The 12,210-nt window shown below is 64.4% G+C and carries 10 protein-coding genes; 6 read left to right on the forward strand and 4 right to left on the reverse strand.

Annotated features, from left to right (window positions below):
• The first annotated feature begins 52 nt into the window (after window positions 1-52).
• A complete protein-coding gene (locus C4J90_RS11815) occupies window positions 53-1,504 on the forward strand; it encodes a winged helix-turn-helix domain-containing protein (protein WP_124419845.1) in 1,452 nt (483 codons plus the stop codon).
• Here C4J90_RS11815 and C4J90_RS11820 read toward each other — a convergent pair.
• Both C4J90_RS11820 and C4J90_RS11825 read right to left on the reverse strand, forming a co-directional pair.
• Window positions 1,451-4,222: a winged helix-turn-helix domain-containing protein gene (locus tag C4J90_RS11820; RefSeq protein ID WP_124419846.1), complete on the reverse strand. Its 2,772-nt coding sequence runs from the start codon at window positions 4,220-4,222 to the stop codon at window positions 1,451-1,453. The genes C4J90_RS11815 and C4J90_RS11820 overlap by 54 nt on opposite strands.
• A gap of 58 nt (window positions 4,223-4,280) precedes the next feature.
• Complete coding sequence (locus C4J90_RS11825) at window positions 4,281-4,679, reverse strand: helix-turn-helix domain-containing protein (protein WP_124362564.1); 399 nt, start codon at window positions 4,677-4,679, stop codon at window positions 4,281-4,283.
• A 204-nt stretch (window positions 4,680-4,883) separates the two neighbouring features.
• Between C4J90_RS11825 and C4J90_RS11830 the strand changes: the two genes are divergently transcribed.
• The 5 genes from C4J90_RS11830 to C4J90_RS11850 all read left to right on the forward strand — a co-directional run bounded on the left by C4J90_RS11830 (window position 4,884) and on the right by C4J90_RS11850 (window position 10,064).
• Window positions 4,884-5,792 (forward strand): LysR family transcriptional regulator, encoded by a 909-nt coding sequence (locus C4J90_RS11830; RefSeq protein ID WP_124362565.1) that lies wholly within the window; start codon window positions 4,884-4,886, stop codon window positions 5,790-5,792.
• A gap of 132 nt (window positions 5,793-5,924) precedes the next feature.
• A complete protein-coding gene (locus C4J90_RS11835; protein WP_124414519.1) occupies window positions 5,925-6,515 on the forward strand; it encodes an antibiotic biosynthesis monooxygenase in 591 nt (196 codons plus the stop codon).
• Window positions 6,512-8,350, forward strand: a complete 1,839-nt coding sequence (locus C4J90_RS11840) for an amidohydrolase (RefSeq protein ID WP_124419847.1) — start codon at window positions 6,512-6,514, stop codon at window positions 8,348-8,350. The genes C4J90_RS11835 and C4J90_RS11840 overlap by 4 nt, the downstream gene beginning before the upstream one ends.
• Window positions 8,351-8,377: 27 nt before the next feature.
• On the forward strand, window positions 8,378-8,995 hold the full coding sequence (ycaC, locus tag C4J90_RS11845) for an isochorismate family cysteine hydrolase YcaC (RefSeq protein WP_057722054.1): 618 nt from the start codon (window positions 8,378-8,380) through the stop codon (window positions 8,993-8,995).
• A gap of 187 nt (window positions 8,996-9,182) precedes the next feature.
• Window positions 9,183-10,064: a LysR family transcriptional regulator gene (locus C4J90_RS11850; protein ID WP_124362568.1), complete on the forward strand. Its 882-nt coding sequence runs from the start codon at window positions 9,183-9,185 to the stop codon at window positions 10,062-10,064.
• Here the strand turns inward: C4J90_RS11850 and C4J90_RS11855 are convergent.
• A complete protein-coding gene (locus C4J90_RS11855) occupies window positions 10,051-11,088 on the reverse strand; it encodes an AraC family transcriptional regulator (protein WP_124419848.1) in 1,038 nt (345 codons plus the stop codon). The two genes, C4J90_RS11850 and C4J90_RS11855, sit on opposite strands and share 14 nt — an antisense overlap.
• A 1-nt stretch (window position 11,089) precedes the next feature.
• Window positions 11,090-12,004, reverse strand: a complete 915-nt coding sequence (locus C4J90_RS11860; RefSeq protein WP_124419849.1) for a GGDEF domain-containing protein — start codon at window positions 12,002-12,004, stop codon at window positions 11,090-11,092.
• Window positions 12,005-12,210: the final 206 nt, after the last annotated feature.

The raw sequence follows: 12,210 nt of genomic DNA on the forward strand, positions 1-12,210 counted from the left end.
GGAAAAGGATGCGCAGGCACTCAAGCACGGGTGTTTCAGCGCGGTTACGGACATGAATGATTCTGCGGCGGTGAGCTTCGGCCCCTACACCTTTCATCGGCACCAGCGCCTGGTCAGCAAGGCCGGTTGGCCGGTGCCGCTGGGCGGGCGCGCGCTGGATATTCTCGCGGTGTTGCTGGAAGCACCGGGGCAATTTATCAGCAAGGCGACGTTGATCGAGCGGGTCTGGCCCAATAGCGTCGTCGAAGACAATAACCTGCGCGTGCACATTGTCGCGTTGCGTCGCGCCCTCGACGGGCAGCGTGTCATCCTCAACCACCCGCAGCGTGGCTACTGCTTCGCCGCGCCCGTGCAAGGCACACTGCCGACGGTGCCGGCACAGCACAACCTGGTGGCACGGCTCAGCCCGGTGCTCGGTCGCGATGAGCTGGTGGCTGTGCTGGTGCGGCGCATCGCCGGGCAGCGCCTGTTGACCCTTACCGGGGTGGCCGGCATCGGCAAAAGTACGCTGGCCCTGGCCCTCGCCGAACGCGTGGTGCCCCGCTATCGCGACGGGGTGTGGTGGGTCGACGTGACCGGCCTGCAAACCCCGGGCGAACTGCTCGGCCATCTGGCCACGGTATTACAGCTGAACCCCGCCGACAGCCTCGACGAGCTGGCCCGACAGTTAGCCTCGCGCCAGTTGTTGCTGGTACTCGATGGGGCCGACCTGCTGCTCGGTGCCTGTCGCACGCTGGTGCGTACATTGGGCGAAAGGGCACCGCAGGTCAGCGTGCTGATCAGCAGTCGCGAAGCCTTGCTGGCGCCTGGTGAATGGGTGGTGCGCGTGCCCCCGCTGAGCGTGCCGTCACTGTCGGCGTTGGTCAGTGTCGAGCAGGCCATGGCCTGTCCTGCGGTGCAACTGTTCGTCACACGGGTACGCGCCAGCCAGCAGGGGTTTGTGTTGCGGCCTCAGGAGCTGGCGCCGTTGCGTGAGATTTGCCGGCGGCTGGACGGCATCCCGTTGGCCCTTGAACTGGCCGCCGCCCAGGTCGACGCACTCGGCATCGGCGGTGTGCAGCAGCAATTGTGCATGGGCTTGCACGGGCTGAGCCGCGGGCGTCGCACCGCGGTGGAACGCCATCGTTCGCTGGCTGCTGCGCTGGACTGGAGCTATGCGCGCCTGAGCCTGCCGGAGTGCTGGCTGTTCCTGCAGTTGGGCTTGTTCAAGATGGCGGTGACCCTGCCCACCTTGAACGAAATGGTGAGCGGCACCGAGCTTGAACACGCCAACCTTTCCCACCTGCTGACGCGTCTGGTGAATATGTCGCTGCTGAGCGTCGAGCCCGGCCTGGGCCCGACGCGCTATCGCCTGCTCAACTGCGTGCGCAGCTACGCCCTGGCGCAACTGCGTGACCCGCTTCAGGTAGCGCGCTTGCAACAAGGCTACGGGGAGTGCCTGGGCGCGTTTTCAGGCCGGCCGTTTGTCCTGCAACTCGTCGAGCAGGCGGCGTACGCGCAGTAGATCCTGGGTGGCGAAGCCTTCGGTAAATCGGGCGTAGAGGGGATTCAGCAAGTCGATGCCTGCCTGTTTGCGTTCTTGTTGTTGCCAAAGTTGCGCCAGGGAGCCCGCACACCGCAGCTCCCAGGCCAGGGCGCCTTGCTGACGTGCCAGGTCGAGGGCTTCGAGCAGCAGCGTTTGCGCGCCCTGGGTATCACCTTGCTGCGCTACCTGCCCGGCATAGACCCGCAGGATTTCCGGGGCACACCAACCCGCCGCGCCACTGCGCGCCCGCTCGAGACCTGGCTCATCGACGTGGCGCATGCCGAAGGTGACCAGGGTGTCCTCGATCAGCCCCAGGCCCTGTAAATCCCCGTTGCACAGGATGCCGGCGTAATGCCCGGCCCAGGTCTGGAACAGTTGCACCGAATGCGTGTGGGACTGCTCCAGCAGCAGACTTTGCAGGGTTTGCGCATCGTCTTCAGCACCGTTGTAGCGGGCGATCACCACACCGGCCAGGGCCAGGGTGTAGCAGATCGACGTACCGTGGTTGATCTGCAGCGCCAGTTCCAATGCCTGGCTGGCGGTGCGCCAGGCGCGCTCGGGAAAGCCCTGCAACCAGAGGATTCGCGCCAGCACGGTCAGGGACGCGACGCTCTGGTCGTATTGCACGCCGACGCCATGGGCGAAGCGGTTCACGTGGGCGCTGTGGCTCATGCGCTGCAGCACCTGCTCGGCCTGCTGTCGGGCCAGCGCCTGATGGCCGGTGTAATGCTGGGCCAGGGCGCGCAAGCGTTGGGTGCTCAGGTCCAGCAGCGGCTCGGTGCGCGGGTCGAGGCGATCGAACTGCCTGCTCTGTTCCAGCGCTTGAACATAGCGCCCGGCGCACAGGTTCGCCGCCATGTGCCCGGAAACCGCACGCAACTGGCCGGCCAGATCCTGGCGCTCTTCAGCCAGGCGTGCGGCCCCGACAAACGCGGCGATGGTCTGGGGCGCGGCGCCCACGGCGTGGTAGGAGAGGCTGCCCAGGGCCAATTGCAGCTGCAGGGCCAATTGCGTGCAGGGCGCTTCGACCTGACCGATCAGGGCCAGTGCCTTGTCCACATAGCCGGCGTGCTCGCGCAGCAGCGACAGTTCCTGCCACAGGGGCATCGCACTGACCGTCAGGCGAATCGCCAGCAAGTGCCCGGCAGTGTCGGCAAAGCCCCAGTCGAGGGCGGCGCGCACGTCTTCACGCAGTGGAGCATAGCGATCGATCCAGGGCTGTGTAGCAATCAATTCCCAATCGCCCTGGGCCTGTTCCATCAGGGCCAGGCAGCGTGCCGCGTGGCGCTCGCGGGTGGCTTGCAGCTCGCCGGCGAGGCTGAGCTTTTCCAGGGCATAGGTGCGGGTGATATCGAGCAGGCGATAGACCATCTCGTCCTCGCTGGCGTCCACGTTCAGCAACGACTTGGCCACCAGTTGCGTGATCGAGCCCAGCACTTCGGCCGGGGCGATGTGCTCCCCGGCGATCACCGCCGCCGCGCTGACCAGGCTGAAGCCGCCGCGAAACACCGCGAGCCGGCGCAGGCAGATTTTTTCGCAGTCGGTGAGCAGGTCAAAGCTCCAGTCGAGCGTGGCCCGCAGGGTTTGCTGGCGGGGCAGGGCGCTGCGCCGACCGCGGGTCAGCAGGCGGAAGTTATCTTCCATCTGCACCAAGAGCCCCGCTAAGCCAAAACGCTCGATCTGCGCGGCCACCAGCTCAATCGCCAGGGGAATGCCGTCCAGGCGCTGGCAGATATCGATCGCCAGCGGCAGTTCGGCGTCGCTGAGGGCAAAGCTGTCTTGATGGGACATGGCGCGCTCGATCAGCAGCTGCATGGCCGGGTAACCCAGGGCCTGGGCGCGGTTGCCGGTGGCAGGCGGGCAAGTCAGCGGTTCGAGGCGTTGCACGTATTCACCTTCGGCGCGCAGGGCTTCGCGGCTGGTGGTGAGGATGTGCAGGTGTGGCGCATGGCGCAGCAGGGTTTCGCTGATCAGGGCGATGTCGTCGAGCAGGTGTTCGCAGTTGTCGATCACCAGCAGCATCTGGCGTGCCTGCAGGCTGCGGGCAAAGCCGGCCAGCGGCGCATGCTCGCCAGGCGGGACGCCGAGTAGGGCGGCGAGGTTGGGCAGGATCATCGAGGCGGCACTGAGCGGCGCCAGGTCGAGCAGGTGGATGCCGTCGCGGTAATGGCCGATCAGCAACTCCGCCACGCGCAGGGCGACGGTGGTCTTGCCGATGCCGCCGGCACCGGTGAGGGTGATGAAACGTTGCTGCGGCAATTGCTGCACCAGCGCGTCGATCAGCGCCTGGCGGCCGAGCATGCGCGTGCGCCGCAGCGGCAGGTTGTGGCTTGGGCGTTGGGGTGCGCCGTCGGTGGGTAGCGTCATCGGTTCGATGCTCAGTGGCGCGACAAAACTGTAGCCGCGCTGGGCGACCGTGACGATATAGCGCTGCCCGGCCTGGCCGTCGCCCAGGGCCTTGCGCAACGCGGCCATGTGCACCCGCAGATTGCCGTCTTCCACCACGCTTTTGGGCCAGACCCGTGCGATCAGCTCTTGCTTGCTCACCACATTGCCGGCGTGCTCGAGCAGGATCAGCAGAATATCCACCGCCCGCCGTCCCAGGCGCAACGGGCGACCGGCCTCCAGCACCAGGCGCTCACGCGGATGGATGCGGTAGGGGCCGAAGTGCACGGCCTGGTCGCTCAAGTCATTCATGGCTGCACAGGTTCAGGAGTCAGGGAGGGGTCAGCATATTCCAGGTGCATCAAGACCACTAGGCGGCGATCACCTCGGGTTTGGGGCGCGAGTGGTGGTTTCGCCAGGTCATCGGGTTCACGCCTTCGCTGCGGGTGAACATATGACAGAAGTGCGCCTGGTCGCAGAAGCCACATTCCAGGCTGATTTGCGTAAGGCTAAGGGACGAGCCGGTGATCAGTTCCTTGGCGCGCAGGATGCGTTGCTGGCGAATCCATTCCTGGGGCGAGACGCCCGTGGAGCACTTGAATGCGCGGGAAAAATGGCTGCGCGACAGGGCGCATGCCTGGGCCAGCTCGGCAATGCTCAGGCTTTCGCCGAGGTTGGCGAGAATCAATTGCTTGGCGATACGCTCGCGCCGGGGGCATAGGCCTCCGGTGGCGGATAAACGAGGGGCATATTGCTCGAGTCGGGCCATGACAAATATCCGCAGTCGATGGGAGCGTTCCCGGTGAATGGATGCAGTGTAGACGCCGCTCATCTTGTTGCCGGACCGCCTGGCTGACGAGTTAATCGTTGTTAATTTCGCCAGGTACGGGCGTGGAAAAGACAGCACAGGTATGCAATCCAGAGCGTTCCGGGCATGCTTTCCTGACCCTCTGCACACCGTATGGATACCGCCATGAACCGCAACGACCTGCGCCGCGTCGACATGAACCTGCTGGTGATTTTCGAAGCGCTGATGTTCGAAAAAAACCTGACCCGGGTCGCCGAAAAACTCTTTATGGGCCAGCCGGCGGTGAGTGCGGCACTGGGCCGCCTGCGCGACTTGTTCGACGACCCGTTGCTGCTGCGCAACGGTCGCGGCATGGAACCCACGCCACGGGCGCTGGCGATACTCAAGGAACTGCAACCGGCCATGGACACCATTTCAGGCGCCGTCAGCCGCGCCAAGGATTTCGACCCTTCCACCAGCTGCGCGGTGTTTCGCATCGGCCTGTCCGACGATGCGGAGTTCGGGTTGTTTCCGCCATTGCTCAGTCGCCTGCGCGAAGAGGCGCCGGGCATCATCGTGGTGGTGCGCCGGGCCAACTTCCTGCTGATGTCGTCGTTGCTGGCCAGCGGCGAAATCTCGGTGGGGGTGAGCTACACCACGGAACTGCCGGCCAATGCCAAGCGCAAGAAGCTGCGGGACATTCCCTGCAAAGTGCTGCGCGGCGATGATGGCGAGGCGCCACTGACCCTCGACGATTATTGCGCCAGGCCCCATGCGATGGTGTCGTTCTCGGGCGACCTGAGCGGCAATATTGACCTGGACCTGGCACGCATCGGACGTTCGCGCCGGGTAGTGCTGGCGGTGCCGCAGTTCAGCGGGTTGCGTGCGCTGTTGGCAGGCACGCAGATCATCGCGACCGTGCCGGATTACGCGGCCTGCGCCTTGACCGAAGGCACCCGCCTGCGAGCCGAGGACCCGCCGTTCGCGATTGATGCGGCAGAGTTGTCGATGGTGTGGAGCGGGGTGCATGACAATGACCCGGCCGAGCGGTGGTTGCGCGGGCGGATTGCGGAGCATATGGCGGCGGCGAACTGACTGCCAGATCAAATGTGGGAGGGGTTAAGCCCCCTCCCACATAAAAGCCAAACAGCACATACATCCAATTCCCCGCCGTCCCAGCTCGGCAAACTTCCCCCATCGCTCAATGCCCTGGGGAAACACCCAATCATGGACCCAACACCCAACACCAGCCCCGACGAAGTCGTCACGCTGGTCGTCAAGCACCGGGTCAAGCCCGGCCGCGAAACCGAGTACGAAGCCTGGCTGCGCCGCATCGTGCGCATCGCCGGCGAACGCCCCGGCCACCTTGGCGTCGACGTAGTGCGCAGCCAGCAGGGCGGCATGGCGCTGTTTACCTGCGTACTGCGCTACCGCTCAACCGACGCCCTGGAGTTGTGGCTCGAGTCGCCACAACGTCGGGCCCTGATCGATGAAGCGGCGCCAATGCTGGCCGACGGCGACCAGACCGAAATCGGCGGCGCCAATGAATTCTGGTTCGCCCCCCAGGCCGACGGCGCCGCCAAGCCGCCGCGCTGGAAGCAAGCAGTGGTGAGCCTGTTTGTGATCCTGCCGCAAACCCTGCTCCTGCCGTTTATCTGGGGCCCGATCCTGCGGTTGCACCCGTTTCTGTCCAACTACGTGGTCTCCACCTTCCTGGTCACCCTGACCATTGTGCTGCTGGTGGTTTACCTGCTGATGCCAGCCGCCACCCGCCTGTTTGCTCCCTGGCTTGAAGCCTCTGAAAAGGAAACCCTATGAACGCCGACCTGATTCTGTTCAATGGCCAGTTCCACACCGTGGACCGGGAAAACCCACGCGCCACCGCCGTCGCCATCCGTGACGGACGCTTCGTCGCCGTGGGCACTGACGGTGAAGCCATGGCCCTGCGCGGTAGCGGCACCCAGGTCATCGACCTCAAGGGCCGCACCGTGATTCCCGGCCTCAACGACTCGCACCTGCACCTGATCCGTGGCGGGCTGAACTACAACCTCGAGTTGCGTTGGGAAGGCGTGCCGTCCCTGGCCGATGCCTTGCGCATGCTCAAGGATCAGGCCGACCGCACCCCCACGCCGCAGTGGGTGCGCGTGGTGGGCGGCTGGAACGAATTCCAGTTTGCCGAAAAACGCATGCCGACCCTGGAGGAGCTCAACCAGGCTGCGCCGGACACGCCGGTGTTCGTGCTGCACCTGTACGACCGCGCCTTGCTCAACCGGGCCGCGTTGCGCGTGGCCGGTTACACCAAGGACACGCCGAACCCACCGGGCGGCGAGATCGTGCGCGACAGTAACGGCAACCCCACCGGCATGCTGGTGGCGCGGCCCAACGCGATGATCCTGTATTCCACGCTGGCCAAAGGCCCGAAACTGCCGTTGGAATATCAAGTCAACTCCACCCGCCAGTTCATGCGTGAACTCAATCGCCTGGGCCTGACCAGCGCCATCGATGCCGGCGGCGGTTTCCAGAACTATCCCGACGACTACGCGGTGATCGAGCAACTGGCCAAGGACCAGCAGTTGACGGTGCGCATCGCCTACAACCTGTTCACCCAGAAGCCCAAGGAAGAGCTCAGCGACTTCAAGCACTGGACCGGCAGCGTCACCCTGCACCAGGGCGATGACTACCTGCGCCACAACGGCGCCGGCGAGATGCTGGTGTTTTCGGCCGCCGACTTCGAAGACTTCCTCGAACCGCGCCCGGACCTGCCGCTGACCATGGAACAGGAGCTGGAACCGGTGGTACGCCATCTGGTGGAACAGCGCTGGCCGTTCCGCCTGCACGCCACGTACGACGAGTCGATCTCGCGCATGCTCGACGTGTTCGAAAAGGTCAACCGCGACATACCGTTCAATGGCCTGCCGTGGTTCTTCGACCACGCCGAAACCATCACCCCGAAAAACATCGAGCGCGTGCGCGCCCTGGGCGGCGGCATTGCGATCCAGGACCGCATGGCATTCCAAGGCGAATACTTCGTCGAGCGTTACGGTGCCAAGGCCGCCGAAGCCACGCCGCCGATCAAGCGCATGCTCGCCGAAGGCGTACCGGTAGGCGCGGGCACCGATGCCACGCGGGTGTCGAGCTACAACCCGTGGACCTCGCTGTACTGGATGGTCAGCGGCCGCACCGTCGGTGGCCTGGAGCTGCATGCCGAGGGCTTGCCGCGCCTCACCGCGTTGGAACTGTTTACCCACGGCAGCGCCTGGTTTTCGTCCGAGCAGGGCAAGAAAGGCCAGATCAAGGTCGGCCAACTGGCAGACGTGGCGGCGTTGTCGGCGGACTTTTTCAGTGTCGATGAAGAAGCCATCAAGTGGATCGAATCGGTACTGACCGTGGTCGGCGGCAAGGTCGTCTACGGCGCCGGTGATTTCGAAGATTACGCACCGCCACGCGTTCCGGTACTGCCGGACTGGTCGCCGGTGGTCAAGGTGCCGGGGCACTGGCGCCCCAGCTCACCGCTGCAGGCCCAAGTTCACCAGTGCAGCGGCCCGTGTGGCGTGCATTCCCACAGCCATGAAAAAGCCCGTCTTTCCAGCGTGCCGGTCAGCGACTTCCAGGGTTTCTGGGGGGCGTTTGGCTGTTCGTGCTTTGCCTTCTGATTGTCACTACCCAAAGGAGTTACCCGCATGACTTATTCGCGCTTGAACAAAGATGATGCTGTCGTACTGCTGGTCGATCACCAGACCGGCCTGATTTCGCTGGTGCAGGATTTCTCCCCCAACGAATTCAAGAACAACGTACTGGCCCTGGCCGACGTGGCGAAGTTCTTCAACCTGCCGACCATCCTGACCACCAGCTTCGAAAGCGGCCCCAACGGCCCGTTGGTACCGGAACTCAAGGCGCTGTTCCCGGACGCGCCGTACATCGCCCGCCCTGGCCAGATCAACGCCTGGGACAACGAAGAGTTCGTCAAGGCTGTCAAGGCGACCGGCCGCAAGCAGATCATCATTGCCGGCGTGGTGACCGATGTGTGCGTCGCGTTCCCGACCCTGTGTGCCCTCGATGAAGGCTTTGAGGTATTCGTGGTCACCGACGCCTCCGGCACCTTCAACGAAACCGTGCAACAGGCCGCCTGGGCGCGCATGACTGCGGCCGGTGCGCAACTGGTGAACTGGTTCGCCGTGGCCTGCGAGCTGCAGGTTGACTGGCGCAACGACATGGAAGGCCTGGCCAACCTGCTGTCGCCGCGCATCCCCAACTACCGCAACCTGATGAACAGCTACTCGGCGTTCACCGCCAAGTAAAAGGTGTAGATAATCCCCTGTGGGAGGGGGCTTGCTCCCGATAGCGGTGTATCAGTCAGCTTATCTGTTGCTGACCCACCGCTATCGGGAGCAAGCCCCCTCCCACATTTGCCTGTGTTCACATTTTGATTTGTGGTGCTGCGACCAACCGGTTATAAAACAGCCCATCGTCCACCGAGAAGCGACAATGAACCCTTTCGAAGACATGCGCCTGTTCTGCCAGGTCATGGAATCCGGCAGTTTCACCGCCGCCGCCGAGCAACTGGGCCTGTCCAAGCAGTTTGTCAGCCGCCGCCTGATCCAGCTCGAAGATCGTCTCGGCGTGCGCCTGCTCAACCGCTCCACGCGTCGCCTGGATGTCACGCCTCTGGGCCAGAGTTACTACGAATCCGCCTTGCGCCTGCTCAGTGATGTGGAGCAAGTGGAGCAGGGCATCGCCGGTCAGAACAGCGAACCGCGCGGCACCATTCGCCTCAGCGCGCCGTTGTCGTTTGCCATGGCGCATTTGGGTTGCCTGTTGCCGCTGTTCTTGCAGCGCTATCCCGAGGTGGCGGTGGAAGTCGACCTCAGCGACCGCCCGGTGGACCTGATAGGTGAAGGCTACGACCTGGTGCTGCGCATCGGCACCCTGGAAGATTCCACCTTGATCGCCCGTCGCATCGCCAGCATCCCACGGGTCTACTGCGCCAGCCCCGACTACCTGGCCCTGCGCGGCACACCGCAAAAGCCCGATGACCTCGCCGCCCACGATTGCCTGCCCTACGGCCACGGCCGCCACGTGCAATGGCGCTTCAAGGGCAAGCTGCAAGCGCTGAACGTGAGCGGGCGCATGCGCGTCAATAACGGCGATCTGCTGCGTGACACCGCGATTGCCGGCCTGGGCGTGACCTACCTGCCGACCTTTATCGTCGGCGACGCGTTGAAGGACGGCCGCCTGGTCAGCGTACTGGACGAGTTCGCCCCCGAAGCCCTGACCTTGTCGGCGGTTTACCCCCAACATCGGCAGAGTTCGCGGCCGGTGCAGGCGTTGGTCGAGTTCCTGCGCGAACGCCTGGCTAGCGGCTGCTGAACAACTGACGGATCAGGCTGGGCGTGCTGCCGGTCCAGCGCTTGAACGCGCGCCGAAAGTTCGCCGCATCGTTGAAGTTCAGGTACGCGGCGACTTCATCGTTGCTCAAGCCTTTGACCTGATACAGGTGCAACGCCATGTGCTTGCGTACCCGGTCCACCTGTTGCTGAAAGCCGGTGTCGTGCTTGTGCAGCTTGCGCTTGAGGGTCGCCGGGCTCATGGCGAAGGCCAGTGCGGCCTGTTCCAGGCTCGGCGGCTGGCGCACGTGCTCGCGCAGGTAGTCATGGAGGCAGTCGAGAAAGCTGGCGGCAAAGCCCAACTGGTCGATCTGCTCGCGGGCGTGCTGGCGCGCCACCTGGCCTGCCGTGGCCGAGGCACCGGGCCAGGCGCGGGTCAGGTACTCGCGCGGCAGGCACATCATGTCCAACGGACGTTCGAAGCGCGTGTGTTCGCCCAGGTGCACCCAGTATTGCTCCACATAGCGCGGCTCGGCGTAGCTGAAACCGCACACCCACGGCAGGCGCTGGCCGCCGAGCCATTGGCTCATGGCCACCAGCGAGGTCATGCTCGCCTCCAGCACAAAGCGCCAGTGCTCGCCGGCGCCGCAACTGTCCCGCCAGTACAGGTAGGCATGGTGCTCATCCAGCTCCAGGTTCAACGTGACCAGCGGGCTGAGCAGCACCTGTTGCTGGATCAGGATCTCCAGCGCCTGGTGCAGATTCTGCGCATGCCCCAGTGCATGGCTGGCCGCGCCATAGTGACCGGGCAGCAAGCGTTGGCCAAACAGGAAACTGCTGTCATCGGCGTCCAGCAGTTTGCGGCTGTTGCCGATCACGTCGAGGAACTGCCGGGGGCTCAAGCGCGCGTTTCCAGCGAGGATGTCTTCGTGGAACAGCCCGGTGCCGCGCAGCAGGCGATGGCTGTCGATGTCTCGGGACAAGGCCAGGTCGATCAACGTGGCGGGCTGGTAATGGCCGGGAATGAAGCGGCTGTCGCTTTCATACCAGCTGGCTTTCACGGCCATCTCAGGCGCTTTTCGCAAGGGGTTGCTTGGCCCGCGCCAGCGCCAGGTTCAGGCGCCTGAGCAGATCGTGGGGCGGCTCGTCCAGGGCCATTACCACCGCCGTGGTCGCCGCCAGTTGCAGGCGTTCGCCCTGCAGCCGGGTTTTGTGCGCCAGGCTCTGCACCGCTTGCTGCAACTCCAGCGCCAACCCCTGGGCCTGGCGCTCGCCGGTGTTGGCCAGCAGCATCACAAAGCGGTCGCCGGCCAGGCGGCACAGCAGGTCCTGGCGGCGCAGGTTGAGCAACAGCACATGGCTGACCGCCTGCAGCACCGCATCACCCTCGGCATGCCCATAGGCCTGGTTGATGGCGGCAAAGTGGTCCAGGTCCAGGGCCAGCAGCGACAGCGGTTGCTGCTGGTCGCGGCTGTCGTACAGGCTGCTTTCGAGCTGGCGCTTGAGGTAGTCGGCACCGGCCAGGGGCGTGAGTTTGTCGAACAGCCGATGCTCGCGGAACAGGCGCTCACGCTTTTCCATCTGTGCACTGATCGCCAGTTGTTCGCGGTGCCAGTGGTAGATACCGATCGTCAGCAGGATCATGCCCACCGGCATAGGCCCCGACTCCAGCCAGTGGTCCCAAGTGATGCTGTCGGGCAGGCGAATGAACTCGTCGAGGCTGTCGATCCACCAGGAAAAAAATATGCACGACAGGCCCAGTGCCAAGTAGTTGGTGACTCGCCCGGCGGGGCGGCTTTTCAGTACCAGGCCGAGCCATATCAACGCGAGCAGCGCCGAACCGCCTTCACCGACGATATCCAGCCACACCCACTCACTGAGGCTTTTGAGCTCGCCGCAGGCCAGGTGCAGGATCAGCCCGAGGTTGGCAGCGATCAGCAGCAGGGCGAGCTTCCAGCGATGGGGTTTGAGCACGCAGAACATGGTGCGGGTCCTTGGATGGTCCAGTCGTGAGCGCCAGCACAGCAGATGCATGTGACGGTTGCGTGACGGTGGGGGAGGGTCGGATCAGCTCACATCAAAGGGCGATGAAAATCAAAATGTGGGAGGGGGCTTGCTCCCGATAGCGGTGCATCAGTCACAGCTATTGGGGCTGACACACCGCTATCGGGGGCAAGCCCCCTCCCACA

The sequence above is a fragment of the Pseudomonas sp. R2-60-08W genome (genome assembly GCF_003852335.1).
Taxonomy (GTDB): domain Bacteria; phylum Pseudomonadota; class Gammaproteobacteria; order Pseudomonadales; family Pseudomonadaceae; genus Aquipseudomonas.

Excerpts from the sequence above, each read along its gene's own strand:
- C4J90_RS11815 (WP_124419845.1), top strand. The coding sequence starts at position 53 with ATGAATGATTCTGCGGCGGTGAGCTTCGGCCCCTACACCTTTCATCGG.
- C4J90_RS11820 (WP_124419846.1), bottom strand. The coding sequence starts at position 4,222 with ATGAATGACTTGAGCGACCAGGCCGTGCACTTCGGCCCCTACCGCATC.
- C4J90_RS11825 (WP_124362564.1), bottom strand. The coding sequence starts at position 4,679 with ATGGCCCGACTCGAGCAATATGCCCCTCGTTTATCCGCCACCGGAGGC.
- C4J90_RS11830 (WP_124362565.1), top strand. The coding sequence starts at position 4,884 with ATGAACCGCAACGACCTGCGCCGCGTCGACATGAACCTGCTGGTGATT.
- C4J90_RS11835 (WP_124414519.1), top strand. The coding sequence starts at position 5,925 with ATGGACCCAACACCCAACACCAGCCCCGACGAAGTCGTCACGCTGGTC.
- C4J90_RS11840 (WP_124419847.1), top strand. The coding sequence starts at position 6,512 with ATGAACGCCGACCTGATTCTGTTCAATGGCCAGTTCCACACCGTGGAC.
- ycaC (WP_057722054.1), top strand. The coding sequence starts at position 8,378 with ATGACTTATTCGCGCTTGAACAAAGATGATGCTGTCGTACTGCTGGTC.
- C4J90_RS11850 (WP_124362568.1), top strand. The coding sequence starts at position 9,183 with ATGAACCCTTTCGAAGACATGCGCCTGTTCTGCCAGGTCATGGAATCC.
- C4J90_RS11855 (WP_124419848.1), bottom strand. The coding sequence starts at position 11,088 with ATGGCCGTGAAAGCCAGCTGGTATGAAAGCGACAGCCGCTTCATTCCC.
- C4J90_RS11860 (WP_124419849.1), bottom strand. The coding sequence starts at position 12,004 with ATGTTCTGCGTGCTCAAACCCCATCGCTGGAAGCTCGCCCTGCTGCTG.